Origin of the sequence: Actinomadura sp. BRA 177 (assembly GCF_013372625.1) — a bacterium.
Taxonomy (GTDB): domain Bacteria; phylum Actinomycetota; class Actinomycetes; order Streptosporangiales; family Streptosporangiaceae; genus Spirillospora.
Genome location: NZ_JABXFD010000147.1, coordinates 22,161 through 41,674, shown reverse-complemented (window position 1 = coordinate 41,674; position 19,514 = coordinate 22,161). Strand labels below are relative to the sequence as shown.

The following is a 19,514-nucleotide window of genomic DNA, read 5'->3' as shown; positions in this document are numbered from 1 at the left end:
CACCCGCCCCCGAGAGCCGACCCCAACAAACGGCCAAAGCAGGCTGCGCGAAAGCCTGCGAGACAAGCCCCACGACAGACCACCACAGCAGGCGCCCACGGCACCCCCGCCGCAGCACACGACCACAGCAGGCGACCACGACACGGAGCCATAACAGCCGACTGCGGCAGGCCACACGACAGCCTGCGGACCAGATGATGAGCTTCCCCCGCTCCACGGACACCCGATCTAAGTTGACCTTGATCAACTTGGGGAGGAGTGTCTCGTGCCACCACCTCGCTCGCCTGAGTTCCGGCGTCGCGCCGTCGAGCTGGCCCGGACCGGCGACAAGTCGGTCTGCGCGCTGGCCAAGAGCCTGGGCATCAGCCAGTCGTGCCTGAGCAACTGGATCCGTCAGGCAGCCATCGAAGAGGGTGATCTCGACGGACTGCGGAGCAGGCCCCACAACAGACTGCCCGACCAGGGCACGCACGACCCCGAGCAGCCACGGCACGCAACCGCGGCACACGACCACGGCAGACGGACCGGCACGCAGGCACAACAGACGGCTACGGCAGGCAATACGGCAGGCCGCGGGAGCAGGCCTCCCGACAGACCGCCACGGCATGCAACCACGCGGCGCGGGCACGGTGGGGGGCTGTGGCACGGGTGCCCGGCGGTCGGCCACGGGATGCCAGGCGCGGCAGTCGGCCACAGTAGATGGCCGCGCCACGAGATCGCGGCAGGCTCCGGGGAGGACTCACGGCAGTACGCCACTGCGCGCCCTCCATGGCGGGGAGCAGGAGGCCGTGCACCCAGTCGCAGCACGACCGTGGCAGCTTGCCCGAGCGGGATTCATGGCAGGCGGATGTGGCGGGTGGCCTCCGGCAAGGCGCGTGGTGATCTGCGGGTTGGGCTCATGGCGGGTGGCCATGGCGGGTGGGGGTGTTTTGTGCCTGGCAGTGGGTCAGGTTCCGGCGGGAGGGAGCGCTTTGTTAGTCGTGGACTAGGTCGCCTCGGGTGGTTTTGGTGCCGGGGACGGGTTCGGCGGGGTCGGAGCCCAGGGAGATGATCTTGTTGGTTCGGTCGACGTGCACGACGGTGGGGACGAACTCGCGGGCCTCGGCGTCGGCGAGCTGGGCGTAGCTGATGATGATCACCAGGTCGCCGGGTTGGACGAGGCGGGCCGCGGCGCCGTTGATGCCGATGACGCCGGAGCCGCGCTCGCCGGCGATCAGGTAGGTCTCCAGGCGGGCGCCGTTGTCGATGTCCACGATCGAGACCTGCTCGCCGGGGAGCAGGTCGGCGGCGTCCATCAGGTCCTGGTCGATGGTGAGCGAGCCGACGTAGTGCAGGTCCGCCTGCGTCACCGTGGCGCGGTGGATCTTGGACTTGAACATCGTCCGGAACATCAGTGCTCCTTGCCGAGCTGGAGGTGAACGTTGTCGATGAGGTGCGTGGCGCCGACGCGGCCGGCGACGGCGAGGACGGCCTCGCCGCCGGAGGTGACCGGGGCGAACGTCGCCGGGTCGACGAGGACGAGGTAGTCGAGGACGAGGGGCGGGTCGGCGGTCGCGGCCTTGTCGAGGACGGCTGTCGCGGCGCCAATCACCGCGTCCGGTCCCTCGGCGGCGGCGTCCTCGCCGGCCCGGAGGGCGCGCGACAGCGCGAGGGCCGTACCCCGCTCGGCCTGCGACAGGTAGCGGTTGCGGCTGGAAAGTGCCAGGCCGTCCGGTTCGCGGACGGTCGCGCCGCCCATGATCCGCACGGGCACGTTGAGGTCGGCGACCATGCGGCGGATCATCGCGAGCTGCTGCGCGTCCTTCTCCCCGAAGATCGCCACGTCGGGACGGACGAGGTTGAGCAGCTTCAGCACGACCGTGAGCATCCCGTCGAAGTGGCCCGGCCGGGCCGCGCCCTCGACGACCTCTCCCATCGGGCCCGATTTCAGCGTGACTTGCGGTTCGTCCGGATACATGACGTCGCGGGTCGGCGCGAAGATCAGGTCGACGCCCTCGGCGGCGCACGCCTCGACGTCGGCGTCGAACGTCCGCGGGTAGCGGTCGAAGTCCTCGCCGGGCCCGAACTGGAGCGGGTTGACGAAGATACTGACAGCGACGGCGTCGGCGCTGCGGCGGGCCTCGCGCATCAGGGACAGGTGCCCCTTGTGCAGCGCGCCCATGGTCGGGACGAACGCGAGCGTGCCCTCGACGCGGGCGCGCGCCGCGGCGAGTTCCTCCCGCGTCCGCACTATGACGGGTTTCAAGCGACCTCCCACATCATCCGGCGACTCCTGCCCGGCGCCTCATCGCCGAGCCGCTTGTTGAGCACGACTTCCGGGCGCCCGGCCGCCGACTCGCACCGCTGTCGAACAATCCGCCCACCGGACACCCGATCTCGGAGCATCTGCCCTCCGAGGGGGTCCAACTTCCCGACGTCCGGTCCCTGCGTCTTGCCACCGGGCGTCCGATCGCCGGGCGTCCGATCTCCGAGCATCGAACTCCAGGAATCTTGATTCGGCCTCCGGGCCATCCGACCTCGAGACGTCCACCCCGAGGTCCTTCGGCCCTCCGGCGTCCGACCGTCACGCGTCTTACCTTCGGGTGTCCGGTTTTTGAACGTCTGGGTGGGAGCGGGCGCTTCCCGATCATTGGGCGCGGGCGCCCTTTGGTGGCCGGCCTCCGGGGTGACGTCGCGATCAGTCGAGGCGATCGGGCCGCGCGTACATTGCGCGGTGGTGTGCTGCTGGTGGGGGCGTTCGGGGTCTGGGCGGCCGGACGGGAGCGAGCGCTTCCCGGTCATTCGAGGTATCGGTCGTGCGACGGCGGCATGGTCGTCGGTCTCCCGAGACGACCGCGCATCCACCTCTGAAGGCTTGTTCACGGCCATTGGCTTCCCGAAGGCCGTGGCGTGGTGGGCGGGCTGCTGGTCGGGTGTGCAGCGGTGTCCGGGCGGGGTCAATCTGCCAGGGCTTCCAGGAGGCGTTCGGCGGCTTCGGGCTTGAGCAGTCCGGCGCCGAGGGCGCGGTCGGCGGTGAGGCGGGCCAGGGCGACGTAGGCGCGGCGGCTCTCGGGGGAGATCTTGGCGAGTTCCGCCAGGTGGTCGGAGACCGTGCCGGCGTCGCCGCGGGCGACCGGGCCGGTGAGGCCGTCGATGCCGAGGCGGAGGCCGTTGTCGAGGGCCGCGCCGAGGAGCGGGCCGAGCATGCGGCCGGGTTCGGCCACGCCGGCGCGGGACAGCAGGTCCATCGACTCGACGACCAAGGTGACCAGGTGGTTGGCGCCGCCGGCGAGGGCCGCGTGGTAGAGGGGGCGGGCGTCCTCGGTGATCCAGACGGGTTCGCCGCCCATTTCGAGGACGAGCGCCTCCGCGACCGGGCGCAGCGGCTCGGGCGAGGTGACGCCGAACGAGATGCCCGTGAGCCGGTTCACGTCGTCCGGGCGTCCGGTGAAGGTCATGACGGGGTGCAGGGCGAGGGGCAGCGCGCCGGCGCGGGTGAGCGGGTCGAGGATGGCGGTCCCGTAGCGTCCGCTGGTGTGCATGACCAGCTTCCCGGTGACGGGGACGCCCGCGGTGACCAGGCCGGACGCGAGTTGGGCAGTTCGTCGTCCGGGACGGTCAGCAGCACCAGGTCGGCGGCGGCCACCACGTCCTGCGGCGTCGCGACGTCCGCGCTGGGGAGGCGTTCCTCGACGCGGGTCCGCGACCGGTCGGACACGGCGGTCGCGGCGACCACTCGGTGGCCCGCGCGGGACAGCGCGGCGCCGAGCGCCGTGCCGACGCGGCCGGCGCCGACGACGCCGACCGCGAGCCGCGCGGGCCTGTCCTCCGGGGCCTCCGGGCTGTTTCCGGGCATGCCGGGGGCATCTGGGTCCATCGGTTCGTTCCAGTCCTCACAGGTAGGTACCGGACGGGCGCGAACCAGAGTACCCATGCGACCCGGTCACGCGGTCCGGCGGGTGGCGGGCGCCACCCCACCCCATTCAGTCATGCGCGAGGGACTCGACGATGGACGTCTTCGCGGCGCGCCGCGCGGGCATGACGGCCGCGAGCGTCCCGGCCAGGCCGGCGAGCAGGACGAACCCGGCGATCTGGAGATATGGCAGGGCGAACACGGATCCTTCGGCCATCGCGCTGGTCGCGGCCCAGCCGAAGGCGATGCCGAGCGCGACCCCGGTCAGCGCGCCGATCACGGCCATGACCACGGCTTCGAGCGACAGCATCCGGCGGAGCTGGCGTTTGGTCAGGCCGAGGGCGCGCAGCAGCGCCGACTCGCGGGTCCGTTCGACGACCGAGAGGGTCAGCGTGTTGGCGATGCCGAACAGCGCGATGACGATCGCCAGGCCGAGCAGCCCGCCGAAGATCATCAGCAGCATGTCGATCGCGTTCTCCAGCTGCTCCTCGAAGTCGGCGGTCGACTCGACCTTCGCGGCCGGGTACGGCAGCGCGGCCTGGTCGATGGCCTTGCGCGCCTGGTCGGCGGAGATCGCGTCGCTGGTCTTGACGTAGATCTCGGACGGGTCCAAGGCGCCGAAGTAGCGGACGAAGTCGGCCTCGGGCACGACGATACCGGTGAACTGGCCGCCCAGCTTGTACATTCCGGTGATCTTGACCGGGACGGTGCCCTGCCGCGTCTTGACCTGGAGGGTCTTGCCGACCGTCCATCCGGGGACGTTCGCGGCGCTCTCGTCCACGAGCGCTGTGCCTGGCTTGAGGTCCGAGACCGATCCGGTCTTCATCTCCGGTTTCGCGATCGAGCCCCAGGCTGACGCGGTCACCGTGGTGATCGACGCGTCTTCGCCGTTGACCTTGGTCTCCTTGTCACGGACCTCGACGACCTTCTCCACTTCGGGTCGCTTGCGGAGGTCGTCCCCAAGCGCGCGCGGGAGGTTCTCCGCGTTCTGGGTGGCGATCCTGAATTGGACGGGGAACTGCTCGTCCAGCTTGTCGGTCGCCGTCGCCTTGCCGCTCGCCGCGACGACCGCGAACAGGCTCATCAGACCGACGCCGACGGTCAGCGCGATCGTGGTCGTGGCGGTTCGGCGCGGTGCGCGCTGCGCGTTCGCGACCGCCAGCCGTCCCGGGACGCCGCCGAGCCGCGCCGGGATCGCGCCCGCGAACCGTGCCAGCGGGCGGACGAGCGCCGGCATCCTCGCGATGACCGCGAGGAAGAAGACGCAGCCGGAGAACGCGACCACGAACATCGCGGTCTCGCCCTCCTTCATCACCAGCGCGCCGGACAGGCCGATCGCGAGGCCGGCGACGCCGAGCAGGACGGCGAGGACGGTGCGCCAGACGCCGAGCCGGAACCGTCCGCTGCCCGGCTCGGTCTCCGCGCGCAACGCCGCGACGGGTGCGACACCGGTGGCCGCGCGGGCGGGCAGCAGCGCGGACAGCACGGTCACGACGACGCCGACCGCCAGCCCGATCACGATCGTCCGCAGCGCGAGGGACGGTGCGGTGAGCGCGATGGTGCCGTTCAGCCGGCTGATCAGGACGAGCGCGCCCTGCCCGAGACCGACGCCGGCGGCGAGGCCCAGCAGCGAACCGGTCAGGCCCACCACCGCGGACTCGGTGAGGACGCCGCCGAAGATCTGCCGGCGGGTCGCGCCGACGCAGCGCAGCAGCGCCATCTCCCGCATCCGCTGCGCGACCAGGATCGCGAACGTGTTGTAGATGACCAGGGCGGACACCAGCATCGCGACCAGCGCGAAGATCAGCAGACCGGCGCGGATGATCTTCGTGTCGGCGCCCGCGGCCTTCGCCAGCTTCGCGCCGAGCTCCTCCCCCGTGTAGACGCCGGTGCCGGGGCCGGTGGCGGCCTTCACCGCGGCCTTGGACACCGTGCCGGCGATGTCGATCTCCTGGTAGGTCTGCTGGCCGGTCATCCGGGACGCGGTCGCGGGGTCGAACCCGACCGCGCCGAAGATGCTCGCCTCCTGGTCGATGCCGAAGTCGACCAGCCCGACGACGCGGAACTGGTGCGGCCGGTTCTTGGCGTCCAGGACCGTCACCGTGTCACCGACGGTGAAACCCTCCCGCTTGGCGACCTTGCTGTCGATGACGGTCTCGCCGCCGTTGGACGGAGGTCGTCCCTTGTCCACGTCGTAGCGGAGCAGACGCCCGGACGGCACGGACATGCCCATCGTGGGGAAGTCGCCCACCGTCTTACCATTCTTGCCCACCAAGGCGGCCTCGCCCTTAACCGTCCCTTGGGCCTCGGTCACTCCGGGCAGGGAACGCACCTTCTGCAGCAGCGAGGTGGGGATGCCCTCGGTCGCGTGCTCATCGGGGACGACGGCGATGTCAACCTTGTCTGCCGACCGTGCGAACGTCTTAGCGACACCCTTGTTCATCGTGTCCGTCAGCACGAACGTGCCGGAAATGAAGCCGACGCCCAGGGTGATGGCGACTGCAGTGAGGAGAAGGCGGAGTTTGTGGGCGCGAAGGCCCGCAAGGGTCGTTCTCAGCATTACGCCCCCAGAGCCTTGAGTCGGTCCAGGACGGCCTCTGGGGTCGGCTGGTAGATCTCGGAGACGATTTCACCGTCGCGTAGGAACACCACCCGATCGGCGTAGGAAGCGGCCACCGGGTCGTGAGTCACCATCACGATCGTCTGGCCCATCTCCCGGACGGACGAGCGCAGGAACCCGAGGACCTCTGCGCCTGCCCGTGAATCCAGGTTGCCTGTCGGTTCGTCCGCGAAGATGACCTCGGGACGGGCGACGATGGCGCGCGCGCACGCCACCCTCTGCTGCTGGCCGCCCGACAGCTCGGACGGACGGTGCCCGAGGCGGTCGCGTAGCCCGAGAACGTCCACGACCTGCTCGAACCAAGCACGGTCGGGCTTGCGTCCGGCCAGTTCCATGGGCAGCAGGATGTTCTGCTCGGCGGTGAGCGTCGGCAGCAGGTTGAACGCCTGGAACACGAAGCCGACCCGGTCGCGGCGCATCAGCGTCAGCTGCCGGTCGCCCATCCGGGTGATCTCCGCGTCGCCGAGCATGATGCGTCCGCCGGTGACGGTGTCCAGCCCCGCGAGGCAGTGCATCAGCGTCGACTTCCCGGAACCTGACGGGCCCATGATCGCGGTGAACGCGCCGCGGGCGAACCCGACGCTGACCCCGCGCAACGCGTGCACGGCCGCGTCACCGGACCCGTACACCTTCGACACGCCCTCGGCCATGACGGCCGGCAACGCTGCGGCGGCGGGTGCTCCCCCGGGCGGATCGGCGAACGTGCTGGTCACGGTGACTCCTTCAGAGTTCGTCGTGGTCTTGGTTGATCGACAACCATGCTAGGAATTCACGCCGCCGCTGCCATCGCCCCGTCGTCCACGCTCCGCGTCACTCTCACGGCTATCCGGATCGCCCGCGTACGACCTGAGTCGTACAAGCCCCTCCCCCCACTCACCGACGCTGCTGCGCAGCCGGGCACCGCCGCGCACAGCGGCCCCATAGCGAGGCGAAGCGGGCACGGATGCCGGGTCTCAGCGGGCATGGAGAAGCGCCGGAGACCTGGATGGTCTCCGGCGCTTCGGGACGGGCGTGAGGGGCCCGTTCAGTGGTCGATCAGCCGTGCACGGCGGCGCCGCCCTTGCAGCCCCCCGAGCCGGCGATCCCGAGGACGGCCACGGCGTTGCCGCAGACGTCGACGGCGGCGGAGATCGGCGCGATCACCTGGTTGCCGCCCAGGATGGAGAAGTTCCCGCTGGTGTGGTTGTTGGACCCGATGCCTCCGCCGTCGTGGCCGTGGTGGCCGTGGTGGCCGTGGTGGCCGTGGTGGCCGTGGTCCCAGCCGCCGCCGTAGGCGGAGGCGTAGGCGGGCGTCGCGGCCAGGGCGGAGCCGGCGACGGCGAAGCCGAGGATGCCGGTCGCGGCAAGCTTCTTGAACACGAAAGTCCTCCCGTACGTGGGCTTAGCAGGCCCGTTCTGACATTGCCGACGTCGCCCGCGAAGACGGCGTCGCGTACCGTAGTTACCCAGCTACTCTCAGGTAGGGCAATGCCGAGCGTCACGATGAGGACAAAAAGTCACCATGGAGTAATCAAGGCGTTACACAGAGCGACCTCTTTGACCGCTTTTCACCAGACCTGTCTCATAGGCGAAGACGACCGCCTGCACCCGGTCCCGGAGGCCGAGCTTCATCAGGATCCGTCCCATATGCGTCTTGACCGTCGCCTCCGAGACGTAGAGCCGGCCCGCGATCTCCGCGTTCGACATGCCGCGCGCGACGAGCCGCAGCACCTCGCCCTCCCGCTCGGTCAGCGTCTCCAGCGCACCGCCCGCCTTCTCCTCGGCGTCCGGCAGATGCACCGCGAACCGGTCCAGCAGGCGCTTCGTCGTGCTCGGCGCCACGACCGCGTCCCCCGAGTGCACCGCCTTGATCGCCTCGATGAGCTGCGCCGGGCCGGCGTCCTTCAGCATGAACCCGCCGGCCCCCGCCTTGATCGCCGCGAACGCGTACTCGTCGAGGTCGAAGGTGGTGAGGATGACGACTTTCGGCCCGGATTGCGCCACTACCAGGCACGTCGCCTCGATCCCGTCCATCCGCGGCATTCGCACGTCCATGAGGACGACGTCGGCGCGCGTGCTCCGCAGCATGTCCACCGCCTGCACGCCGTCGCCCGCCTCGCCGACGACCTCGATGTCGGGCTGCGCGTCCAGCACCATCCTGAACCCCGCGCGCACCAGCTCCTGGTCGTCCACGAGCACCACCCGGATGGGCTCCACCACGTCCTCGACCTCCGTCATGCCGCGACCTCCTCGCGTACCGGGATCTTCGCGACCACCTCGAAGCCCCCGCCGGGACGCGGAGCCGCACGGACGTCGCCCCCGTACACGGCGACGCGTTCGCGCATTCCGGCGAGGCCGTGGCCACGGCCGTCGTCGAAGGCCGCCGCGCCGCGCCCGTCGTCCGCCACCTGGATCTCCAGCGCGTCGTCCGCGTAACGCAGCCGGACCGACACGTTCACCCGCGGGCCTCCATGCTTGAGCGTATTGGTCAGCGCCTCCTGGACGATCCGGAAGACGGTGAGCTGCCGTCCCTCCGACATGGCCGCCGGCGTCCCGTCCACCTCGTAGGTCACCGCGAGCCCGGACGCGCGGACCTGCTCCACCAGGTCGTCGATCTCGCCCACCCCCGGCTGCGGCGCGAACGCGCCCGCGTCGTCGTCCTCCCGCAGGACGCCTAGAAGCCGCCGCATCTCCGCGAGCGCCAGCCGGCCCGTCGAGGAGATCGTCTCCAGCGCCTGCCTGGCCCGTCCCACATCGGTGTCGATCGCGTAGGACGCCCCGTCGGCCTGCACCACGATCACGCTGACGTTGTGCGCCACGACATCGTGCAGTTCCCGGGCGATACGGGCCCGTTCGGCGGCCATGGCCACCTTGACCTCGTTGTCGCGTTCGCGCTCCAGCCGCTCCGCCCGCTCCTCGACCGAACGCAGGTAGGCGCGGCGCGTCCGCATGTGCAGGCCCAGCAGGTAGACGCCCGCCACCAGCACCGTCAGCATCAGGAACGCGTACTTGCGCTCGTCCGCACCGGTCGAGTACCGCACCGCGGCCATGCTCGCACCGGCCAGGCCGACCAGCGCCGCCGCGATCCCCCAGCGGAACGAGCAGGCGGCCGTGACCGTGTAGATCCCCATGAGGACGCCGATGTTCGCCTGCACCGGCTGCACGTCCACCACGCACTGGACGAACGAGATCAGCGCGACGACCGCGAACACTGAGCGCGGAAACGTCCGGCGCAGGACGAGCGGCGCGGTGAGCAGCACCGTCAGCAACGCGTACCAGCGCACCCCCATCCCGTACGCGCCGCCCAGCAGCGTGGGCACGGCGATCAACAGGATCGGCACCGCGAAGAACGCGTCGACCAGCGGTTTCTTGCCCCGCAGCCACTCCCACACGCTCGCCACCATGCCGACAGCGTACGTACGCGCTGGTCAGCCTGGGATCAGCCCAAGGTCGGACCCACCTCCACCCCAAGAACGGCCTACCCCACCCCCCGCAGGCCAGAGGGCCGGCACCGGAGGTAGTGGTCGACGCCGGGTGGACGGTCGCGGCCGGCCGGCATGGCGGAACGGGCCGCGGCAGATAACACGGCAGACGGCGCTGCGGATGGCGCGGCACGAGGGGTTGCGCGCGGTAACGTCACAAGCGTGGCGGCGTTGGTTTCCGAATGGCTGACATGGCGCACGGCGATGGAGCGGGCGCTGTACGGGGAGGACGGCTTCTACCGGCGCGGGGAGCGGCCGGCCGAGCACTTCCGCACCTCGGTGCACGCCTCACCGCGCTTCGCCGCCGCCATCGTCCGCCTGCTGGTCGAGGTCGACGCCCTGCTCGGGCGGCCGGACCCGCTGGACGTCGTCGACATCGGCGCCGGGTCCGGGCGGCTGCTGGGCAACATCCTGGCCTGCGCGCCCGCCGATCTGGCGTCCCGGCTCGTCCCTACGGCGGTGGAGATCGCACCCCGCCCCGCCGACGTCCCGTCCCAGGTCATCTGGCGGCCGGACCTGCCGCAGCGCATCACGGGGCTGGCCGTCGCGAACGAGTGGCTCGACAATGTGCCGCTGGACGTGGTCGAACGCACGCCGGACGGCTTCCGTACCGTGCTCGTCGACCCGTCCACCGGCAGTGAGCGTCCAGGCCCGTCGCCGTCCGCCGAAGACCACGACTGGCTGGAGCGCTGGTGGCCGCTCAGCGAACCCGGCGACCGCGCCGAGATCGGCCACCCGCGCTGCAACGCGTGGGCCTCCGTGGTCGGACGGCTGTCCCGCGGGCTCGCGCTCGCCGTCGACTACTCGCACTCGCGCGAGACCCGCCCCGTGTACGGGACGCTGACCGGCTACCGCGACGGCGCCACCGTCCCCGCCGTCCCGGACGGATCATGCGACGTCACCGCGCACGTCGCCCTGGACGCCTGCACCACCGCGGGTGAACGCGCCGGCGCCACGTCCACCCTGCTGACCACCCAGCGCGACGCCCTCCGCGCCCTCGGCCTCTCCGGCACCCGCCCGCCACTCGACCTGGCCCACCGCGACCCGCGCGCCTACGTCGCCGCCCTCTGCCACGCCGGCGAGGACGCCGAACTGACCGACCCGTCCGGCCTGGGCGGCTTCGGCTGGCTGGCCCAGACCGTGCACATCCCCATCCCAGCCGTCCTCAAAAACTGACCCGCACCCCGCCACCCTGGAGCGTCCACCGCGCATGCAACGCACGAGTTCCCGGGCAGCAGGGCAGCACCCCACGTGCAAGACGTACAGGCCACCGACGCACACCACACCCGGACCACCACCACGCATACAGCAGGGGCAATAGAGCAGCGCACCACCTACAACGCCTACAGGGCACCGACGCACACCACACCCGGACCTCCACCACACGTACCGCAGACGCACAACATCCAGGGACGGTAGAACAGCGCACCACCTACAACGCCTACAGGGCATCACGCTCGAACCCTCTTGCCTGCGCGGCGGACGCACGAGGTTCTGGGTAGTGAGTTAGCACTCCACGCGGAGGGATTGCAGGCCACGTAGGACGTAGCCGGGCTTCCATTTCGGCTCGGCCGACAGGCGGAGGTCCGGTGCCACGCGGAGGAGCGCGCCGAACGACTCGGCGAGTTCGATGCGGGCGAGCGGGGCGCCCAGGCAGTAGTGGATACCGAGTCCGAACGTGATGTGCGGGTTCGGGTCACGGGACAGGTCGAGCCGGTCGGGGTCGGCGAACACCTCCGGATCACGGTTGGCGGACGCGAACTGCAGCGCCACCTCGGAGCCGCGGGGGATGTCGACGCCGGCGACCGTGATGTCCTCCAGGACCCAGCGTTCGAACATGGGCGCGGGGGTGTCGTAGCGCAGCAGTTCTTCGACGGCCGTGGGGACGAGTGACGGGTCGGCGCGGAGTCGTTCCAATTCAGCGGGGTTGCGGAACAGCGACCACCAGCCGTTGCCGGTCGCGTTGACCGTTGCCTCGTGTCCGGCGTTGAGCAGCAGGACGCAGGTGCCGATCAGCTCGTCCTCGGTGAGCCGGTCGCCCTCGTCCACGACCTGGGCCAGCGCGGTGATGAGATCGTCGCGCGGCTCGTCCCGCCGGGTGCGCGCGAGACCGCGCAGGTAGTCGGAGAACTCGACGGCGGCGCGGACGGCCGTGCGCTGCGCCTCCTCCGGCGGGTTCAGTTCGTACATGCCGCAGATGTCGGCCGACCACGGGCGCAGGAGAGGACGGTCCTCGACGGGCACACCGAGCATCTCGGCGATCACGTTCACCGGCAGCGGCTCGGCGACCTCGGCGAGCAGGTCGCCGCCCCCCTTCGCGGCCAGGGCCTCGGTCAGCTCACCGGCGAGGCGCCTGATCGTCGGCCGCAGCCCCTCCACCATGCGGGCGGTGAACGCCTTGGACACCAGGCGCCGCAGCCGGGTGTGCACGGGCGGCTCCACGTCCAGCATCCCGGCGCGGACCAGGTCCCAGAACGGCTTGAGGAAGTCGGCCTCCGGGCGCTGGCCGAACTCCTCGTGGCTCGCGATGTGGAGATACGACCGTCCGAGCCTCCGGTCCCGCAGCAGCGCGTCGACGTCCTCGTAGCGGCTGATCACCCACTGCCCGGTGGGCTCATGGAAGAACACCGGGCGCTCCGCACGGAGTCGCTCGAACGCCGGATAGGGGTCCGCCACGAACTCCGGGGACCAGGGGTCATATGCCGCATCACTCATGTTCCGAAGATATGCGCATCCCGATGCGGCAAGCGCGCGGCCCTCCTCGCACGTACGAGGAGGGCCTTGCGGCGGGGGGCCAGCCACCGGGGACGGCTCGGGTCACCATCTGCTCCCACTACTCGGCCGACCCAGTCCACGGCAGCTGGCGGGCTCACATCAAACCGACAACACGACCCGCCAGGAACACGTCATCCACCGTCCGCCCCAATCTGAAGACTCAACCGCCCCGACCCGCCGCCGACCACGGGCTCACATCGAGACGGGCTGACCCCCGGGGATGCGTCATCCATTGCCCGTCCTAGTTGAAGGCGACAATTCGGCCGACCCGGTCCGCCACGGCTGGCGGGCTCGCTTCGAGACCGACGACGTGGCGGCCGGGAACGTGTCATCGGTCGTCCGTCCTAGTTGAAGGCGAAGGTCGGTGGAAGTGTCCTGTGCCTGAAGAGGGCGGCGGGGACGGCGTCGGCGAGGGCCTTGTAGCCGGTCGGGTTCAGGTGCAGGTGGTCACCGACGTCGTAGGCGGGGAGCAGCCGGCCGGGATCGGACGGGTCGCGTGCCGTGCGGTCGAAGTCGATCACGGCGTCGAAGCGGTGGCTGGTGCGGATCCAGGTGTTGACGGCGCTGCGCGCGCCCTCCCTGTACCCGTCCGGGTCGTCGTACATGGTGTTGCCTCCGAACGGGGTGAGCGTCGCGCCGTACACCCGGATGCCCTGCGCGTGAGCGCGGACGATGATCTGGTCGTAGGCCGCGATCAGGCTGTCCGCGACTTCCTTTTGTGCCTGCGGAGTGGCTGCGGCGGTGCCGATGTCGTTGACGCCTTCGAAGACGACCAGCCATTCGACGCCGCTCTGCGCCAGCACGTCGCGGTCGAGCCGGGCGAGGACGTTGGGGCCGAGCCCGTCGTTGAGGACGCGGTTCCCGCCGGCGGCCTGGTTCACGATCGCGATGTCGGACGTGGACGGGTGAGACTGCAGCCTGTCCAGGAGCTGGTCCGGCCAGCGGTCGTTCTTGTTGGTGGTGGAGCCGCGTCCGTCGGTGAGGGAGTCGCCGAGCATGACGGCCGCCGCCGTGGCGTGCTTGGCCCACACCTCAAGGCCGCTCAGGAAGTACCAGTGGTCGGCGGTGGTGGCCCTGGACAGGTCGGTGTCCGCGACGTGGTCGCCGGCCAGCATGTAGGACGTGGTCCGGGAGCCGGGGTGGGACGTGATGTTGGTCGAGGCCTGACCGTCCGCCAGATAGATCGTCACCGTCAGGATCGACCGGGGCGCCACCGGGAACTTCAGCGGGTCGGACACCATCTGCGCGCCCATCGGAATCACGACGGATGAACTGCCATGGAAGGTCACGGACCGGGACGTCTTCGGCTCGATCTCGCCGACGCCCGCCGGCCGGCAGCGCCACGGAAACCTTGGTGATGGGGAGCGCGGCGCCGCCGAACGCGTTGGAGAACCGCAGCCGCAGGTTCCGGCCGCCGGCGGAGACGCGGATGGTCTGCCGCAGCGTCGCGTCGTCGAAGACCTTGTCGTCCTGCGTGAACGGCGGAGGAGGCATGTTGTTCGGCTCGGTCAGCTGCGGCATCGACACCCAGCTGTCGACCCAATGGCCGCCGAACTTGGGCGCGGCATGGCCGGCGGCGATGCGGGACTCGCCCTCCGCACCCGTGAGCGACGCGGCGACCATGGCGACCGCGAGCAGAAGGACGGCAATGAGTCGGCCGGCCGGACTCATCGTGTTCACGCGTTGCGCGAGCGCATGGACAGGCGGAAAGCGTCTCACCACAGGTCTCCGATCGACTCCGCGAACGAGGCGAACCATTCGAAATGTTTCGATCACTTTCGAACTTCTGGCTGAACGTACGCCGGGCACATCACCGAGTCAAGAACAACTTCACGACCTTTCTCCCAAGCTTCGACCGGCCTGGCGCCAAGGAACTCGCCTACTCAAAGCTCAGACGCTCCATTGACCCCGCTCCCAAGGCGGCGTACGTTACCCAGCAACACCGCCGATAAGTTTCGAAACTTTCAGCCCATGCTGGTCCCGCCTCGGTCACTTTGACTCCAACCTCGCCCTGAATCGCTACGCCCACTGGGAACCGGTTTCTCCTCCCGCGGAGTAATGATGATCAAGATCTCGCATTCGTCCGTACGATCTCGCCGTGGGGCGGCCTCTTCGGCCGCTGTGGTGGCGGCTGCTGCGGCCGCCGTCGCGATGACTCCGGCGGCCGGGCACGCAACCGTCGCCGGCAAGCACTCGCACTGCCCCAACGGGTACGTGGCGCTCACCTACGATGACGGGCCTACCGCCGCGACACTGCCCACGCTGCTGGACAGGCTGCGCGCCGCCGGAGCCCGGGCCACCTTCTTCAACCAGGGGAACAATGCCGAGGCCCGCCCCGACCTCGTCCGCGAGGAGCAGCGCGCCGGCATGTGGATCGGCAACCACACCAACACCCATCCGCATCTCCCCCAGTTGGGGGAACCGGACGCCTTCAAGGAGATCCTCGGCACCCAGCTGTCCCTGCGCCGGATCACCGGCCGGTGGCCCACGCTCTTCCGGCCGCCCTACGGAGAGACCAATGACCAGGTCAGGAGGGACGAGGCCCGCCTGAGAGTCCTGGAAGTCCTGTGGACGGTCGACTCCCGGGATTGGGCCGGAGCCGGCACCGACGAGATCGTGGCGGCTGCGCGCACGCTCCAGCCGGGCGGCATCATCCTCATGCACGACTGGGCGCAGGCGTCCGTCGACGCCGTACCGCAGATCGTCAGCGACCTGCGGGACCGCGGGCTCTGCCCCGGCAAGATCGCCTTCACCCCGAAGAAGGTGCCCTTCGGCGACACCTATTTCCACGCGACCGCAGTAGCCCCCTGGCACTCCTGACCACCCGCCCCGCAACGGCTGGGTCGAGAGGCTCAGCGAGTCATGGCCGATGGTGTGCTTTCGCGCGGAGGGACCACCGGAGCACAATGGAGCCATGGCCGACGAAAGTTCCGGCGAACGCAGTGAGCAAGATCCACCTAACACGGCTTCCTCGAAATCCGGGGAAAGCGGGCAGTTCTTGTTGTCCAGTGATCACTTCTCCGTGGCTACCTCAGAGCCGATGAGTCCCGGCCTGCACCGAGCTCGCCTCGAGGTTGCAATGCAGCCAAGCGCAAGGGAATTCGATAACAAGTGCCGTAGCGAGCGGCGCCACCGCCCCGAAGACAGAACTGCCTAGCGAACGACGACGTACCGTCATGGCCAAGGTGGTCGGGTTGGGTGGTGGTTGCGGGCATGGGTTTGTCGCCTCCCGGTGTTGGGGTCGGCCCGCTCTCCCTGTGGCGGGCCGACTTGGTGTCCATGGTGGGGGGCGACGTGGAGGGGTGGAAGTAGAACGAGGTTCTGTGGATAAGTGGTCAGCGGGCCCAGTGGGTGGGGTCTCCGCCGCCGGCGCGGCGGGCGGCCAGTGCCCGGCGGGCGGTGCTTTCCACGATCGCCCGGGCCTCGCCAAGCTCGCGGTCGGTGGCGGCTACCTGTACCGGGCCAGGGGGCGCGTCAACGTGGACGGTGGCCAGGCCGAGGAGGCGTTGGAACGGGTTCACGGTCAGCCGGACGCTCTGCGCGCGCGCGTGGGCGATCACGTCGGTGCGGCGGCAGGGCCAGCCGTGGCGGGTCACGAAGACCACGTCGTCGGTACCGGCGCCGTCCGCGCGGTCGATCGCCACGGCCTTGGACGACGCGGGGACGAGAGAGACCGCATCGACATTCGTCCCAGGGAAGACCTGAGAGACCATGTGCATGGCGACATGGCGGGGCGCGACGGGAAGCAGAGTCGAGGACAGTGCCTGGCGCTCGCCCGCGTAACCGGCGACGGTGACCTCGACACGTGCCCAGCCGAGGCTCCGCCAGATCAGCGGCTCGACGATGCTGACGGCCTGCACACGGCCCGGCGGCAGCGTCTGCATGCGGGTCTCCAGGAGCCCGTAGCGCAGGCGGATTCCGTCCGGTGACATGGCGACCGTGAAGTTCGCGTACATCACCAGGGGTGCGATCACGGCGCGGATGAGCCCGAGCAGGACGGGAATGGTGACGGCCAGCATGCCGCCCTCGGCGTACATCACCAGGAAGATGAGGGACGCCAGGAAGAGCAGCCCCGTCCCCAGTACGGGCAGCCGTCCGAGGAGGGATCCGAACAGCGCGCCGAACGGCACGCGCCAGACGTGACGTTCGGGTGCCTCCGGCGTGTGGCCGGGCAGTCCGGCCGCGCGCGCGAGGAGTTCGGCGCGCAACTGCTGTGCGGAGTGCCGTCCCAGGTAGCGGAGGGCGATTTCGCTCTGCTCACCGCCGGCTAGTTCCACCCGTACTTCCGCAAGGGCGAACACCCTCGTCACCAATGGACGGACGAGGTCGATGGCCTGAATACGCGAAAGCGGTATACGGCGCTTGTTCTTACGGAGAATGCCGGTCTCGACGACGAGGTCGTCGTTGTCGATGCGGAAACGCAGAGCGAGCCACGTCCACAGGCCCGATCCCACCGCGATCAGGCCCATGGGGATGCTCACGATGATGAACCGGAGGATCACCTCGGGGGTGAGTGCCAGGGTGATGCCGTCCTCCGTCTGGGTCAGCAGCAGTGGGAAGCCCAGCAAGACGAAGTAGATGATGAGGAAGATGAAGGCGCGCAGTGGTGCGGTTGCCCAGTGAAGCCTGTGCGTGCCTTCAGAGAAACGGACCGGTGGACGGTAGCCGGGTGGTACGCCATAGCCGTAGGGAGGACGCGGCGGGCCGTACGGCGGCGGGCTTGGTGGTCTGGGTGCCCCTGGAGGTCCGTAAGGCGGGCCGTAGGGCGGAACTGGGCGGCCGTACGGTCCAGGGCCGGGTTGCCCGGGGCCGGGTTGTCCTGGCGGACCGTATGGGCCGTAGGGGCCACTCATAGGCCCATGCTCCGTTCCTCGCCCTTCTGGGCGAGACGGTCGCGCAGTAGGGCGGCCTCAGCCGTGGGCAGCCCCGGAATGGTCGCGTCAGTAGCCGCGGCGGCGGTGTGCATCCGGACGGTCGCGATCCCCATCCATCGTTCGAGGAGCCCCGCCGTGACGTCCACGAACTGCATCCGCCCATAAGGGACGACGATGAGCCGCTTGACGAACACTCCGTGCGTGACGATGAGGTCGTCCGCACGCTCGGCGTACCCGTACGTCCTGCGATCCAGTTCGGCGACCAGCCAAGTGAGGGCCACCCCGAGGAGCACGGCGACGACCCACATGGCGCCGGCCACCACGCCACCGTTCCTCCACACGATGAACGCGCCCACACCGCCGACGGGTATCGCCCAGAGAACGGCGCTGAGAAGCCGGTGCCAAGCGTGGCGTTTGGAGATGGGCGCCCAGTGGAGGTCGCCGCCGGGCGCGAACGCCTGATCGGCCCGGTAGCCGGGTGGTCCCTGAGGCGCCTGCTGCGGCGGGTAATGTGCCGGTACCTGACCTGGCGGTTGACCGCCAATGCCCGGGCCGGCGGGCACGGGCGGGTGCGCCGCGCCCTGGGGGCCAGGCTGCGCGGCGGGCTCGTACGGCGGTTCGCCATGGCTCGCGTTCATTGACCCCTAGTCAACCGGAAAACGAGTACCGCTCGCCATGGGACCATGAAGCGGTGATCGGAGTGGCGGAGGCGCGACCATGACCACCGAGCGGATCGTCGGGATCGGTGCGGGCGCCAAGGAGCTCGCCACCGAGGACATGACCCTGAACATCGGCCCCCAGCACCCGTCCACGCACGGCGTGCTCCGGCTGAAGCTGACGCTGGACGGTGAACGCATCTCGGGCGCGGAGCCCATCGTCGGCTACATGCACCGGGGCGCGGAGAAGCTGTTCGAAGTCCGCGACTTCCGGCAGATCATCGTCCTGGCGAACCGGCACGACTGGCTGTCGGCGTTCTCCAGTGAGCTCGGCGTCGTTCTCGCCGTCGAACGGATGCTCGGCATGGAGGTCCCCGTACGCGCCGTATGGGTGAGGACCCTCCTGGCCGAGCTGAACCGGATCCTGAACCACCTGATGTTCCTCGGTTCGTATCCGCTGGAAGTCGGTGCCATTACCCCCATCTTCTACGCTTTCCGCGAGCGCGAGGCGTTGCAGCGGGTGATGGAGGAGATCTCCGGCGGGCGCATGCACTACATGTTCAACCGCGTCGGCGGGCTGAAGGACGAGCTTCCGGCCGGTTGGACGGCGCGCGCGCGGACGGCCGTCTCCGAGGTCCGTTCCCGCATGGGCGACATCGACGACATCATCATGGGCAACGAGATCTTCCGTGCGCGCACGCGAGGCGTCGGTGTCCTGACCCGGGAACAGATCCTCCAGTACGGGGTGTCGGGTCCCATCGCACGAGCGTCCGGCGTGGACTTCGACCTGCGCAGGGACGAGCCGTACCTCGCCTACGGCGACCTTGACGTCCGTGTGGTCACCCGCACGGAGGGCGACTGCCTGGCCCGCTTCGAATGCCTCCTCGACCAGGTGCACGCGTCCCTCGATCTCGCCGACGCCTGCCTGGAGCGCCTCGCCGAACTCCCGCCCGGCCCGATCAACCAGCGTCTGCCGAAGGTTCTGAAGGTCCCCGAAGGCCACACCTATGCGTGGACGGAGAACCCGCTGGGCATCAACGGCTACTACCTCGTGTCGCGCGGCGAGAAGACCCCGTGGCGGATGAAACTGCGGTCCGCGTCCTTCAACAACATCCAGGTCCTGACGGAACTACTGCCGGGCAACCTGGTCGCCGACATGATCGCCATCCTCGGCTCGATGTTCTTCGTCGTCGGCGACATCGACAAATGACCGCATGAACCACGGGTGCCGACCCA

At 69.7% G+C, this 19,514-nt stretch carries 15 protein-coding genes and 1 pseudogene; 4 read left to right on the top strand and 12 right to left on the bottom strand.

Features of this window, described 5'->3' with window-relative positions; all coding sequences use genetic code 11:
* Positions 1-265: 265 nt before the first annotated feature.
* Entirely contained in the window at positions 266-1,051 is a 786-nt protein-coding gene (locus HUX53_RS42935; RefSeq protein ID WP_176401884.1) for a transposase, read from the top strand.
* Here HUX53_RS42935 and panD read toward each other — a convergent pair.
* The 8 genes and pseudogenes from panD to HUX53_RS04395 form a co-directional block, all read right to left on the bottom strand.
* Positions 975-1,391: an aspartate 1-decarboxylase gene (gene panD, locus HUX53_RS04430; protein ID WP_176401883.1), complete on the bottom strand. Its 417-nt coding sequence runs from the start codon at positions 1,389-1,391 to the stop codon at positions 975-977. The two genes, HUX53_RS42935 and panD, sit on opposite strands and share 77 nt — an antisense overlap.
* Positions 1,391-2,245 (bottom strand): pantoate--beta-alanine ligase, encoded by an 855-nt coding sequence (gene panC / locus HUX53_RS04425; protein WP_176401882.1) that lies wholly within the window; start codon positions 2,243-2,245, stop codon positions 1,391-1,393. The genes panD and panC overlap by 1 nt, the downstream gene beginning before the upstream one ends.
* Before the next feature lie 691 nt (positions 2,246-2,936).
* Positions 2,937-3,835: pseudogene (locus HUX53_RS04420) on the bottom strand (Rossmann-like and DUF2520 domain-containing protein).
* A gap of 127 nt (positions 3,836-3,962) precedes the next feature.
* Complete coding sequence (locus HUX53_RS04415; protein WP_176401881.1) at positions 3,963-6,452, bottom strand: ABC transporter permease; 2,490 nt, start codon at positions 6,450-6,452, stop codon at positions 3,963-3,965.
* Positions 6,452-7,162, bottom strand: a complete 711-nt coding sequence (locus HUX53_RS04410; RefSeq protein ID WP_176401891.1) for an ABC transporter ATP-binding protein — start codon at positions 7,160-7,162, stop codon at positions 6,452-6,454. The genes HUX53_RS04415 and HUX53_RS04410 overlap by 1 nt, the downstream gene beginning before the upstream one ends.
* A gap of 385 nt (positions 7,163-7,547) precedes the next feature.
* Complete coding sequence (locus tag HUX53_RS04405) at positions 7,548-7,871, bottom strand: hypothetical protein (protein WP_176401880.1); 324 nt, start codon at positions 7,869-7,871, stop codon at positions 7,548-7,550.
* A 159-nt stretch (positions 7,872-8,030) separates the two neighbouring features.
* Complete coding sequence (locus HUX53_RS04400; protein ID WP_176401879.1) at positions 8,031-8,729, bottom strand: response regulator transcription factor; 699 nt, start codon at positions 8,727-8,729, stop codon at positions 8,031-8,033.
* Positions 8,726-9,895: a sensor histidine kinase gene (locus HUX53_RS04395; RefSeq protein WP_176401878.1), complete on the bottom strand. Its 1,170-nt coding sequence runs from the start codon at positions 9,893-9,895 to the stop codon at positions 8,726-8,728. The genes HUX53_RS04400 and HUX53_RS04395 overlap by 4 nt, the downstream gene beginning before the upstream one ends.
* A gap of 240 nt (positions 9,896-10,135) precedes the next feature.
* Between HUX53_RS04395 and HUX53_RS04390 the strand changes: the two genes are divergently transcribed.
* Positions 10,136-11,149, top strand: a complete 1,014-nt coding sequence (locus HUX53_RS04390) for an SAM-dependent methyltransferase (protein WP_309237046.1) — start codon at positions 10,136-10,138, stop codon at positions 11,147-11,149.
* A gap of 330 nt (positions 11,150-11,479) precedes the next feature.
* Here the strand turns inward: HUX53_RS04390 and HUX53_RS04385 are convergent, their stop codons facing one another.
* A complete protein-coding gene (locus HUX53_RS04385) occupies positions 11,480-12,688 on the bottom strand; it encodes a cytochrome P450 (RefSeq protein ID WP_176401876.1) in 1,209 nt (402 codons plus the stop codon).
* A gap of 404 nt (positions 12,689-13,092) precedes the next feature.
* On the bottom strand, positions 13,093-14,001 hold the full coding sequence (locus HUX53_RS04380; protein ID WP_217919070.1) for an SGNH/GDSL hydrolase family protein: 909 nt from the start codon (positions 13,999-14,001) through the stop codon (positions 13,093-13,095).
* 871 nt (positions 14,002-14,872) lie between these two features.
* Between HUX53_RS04380 and HUX53_RS04375 the strand changes: the two genes are divergently transcribed.
* Positions 14,873-15,568 carry a polysaccharide deacetylase family protein gene (locus HUX53_RS04375; RefSeq protein ID WP_217919069.1) on the top strand — a complete coding sequence of 232 codons (696 nt, stop codon included), beginning with the start codon at positions 14,873-14,875 and terminating at the stop codon, positions 15,566-15,568.
* Positions 15,569-16,083: 515 nt separating this feature from the next.
* Here the strand turns inward: HUX53_RS04375 and HUX53_RS04370 are convergent.
* Both HUX53_RS04370 and HUX53_RS40690 read right to left on the bottom strand, forming a co-directional pair.
* On the bottom strand, positions 16,084-17,316 hold the full coding sequence (locus HUX53_RS04370; RefSeq protein WP_255204913.1) for a PH domain-containing protein: 1,233 nt from the start codon (positions 17,314-17,316) through the stop codon (positions 16,084-16,086).
* A 281-nt stretch (positions 17,317-17,597) separates the two neighbouring features.
* A complete protein-coding gene (locus HUX53_RS40690) occupies positions 17,598-17,945 on the bottom strand; it encodes a PH domain-containing protein (RefSeq protein WP_309237045.1) in 348 nt (115 codons plus the stop codon).
* Between the two features lie 394 nt (positions 17,946-18,339).
* On the opposite strand from HUX53_RS40690, the gene HUX53_RS04360 reads away from it, so the two are divergent.
* Complete coding sequence (locus HUX53_RS04360; protein ID WP_176401873.1) at positions 18,340-19,488, top strand: NADH-quinone oxidoreductase subunit D; 1,149 nt, start codon at positions 18,340-18,342, stop codon at positions 19,486-19,488.
* Positions 19,489-19,514: the final 26 nt, after the last annotated feature.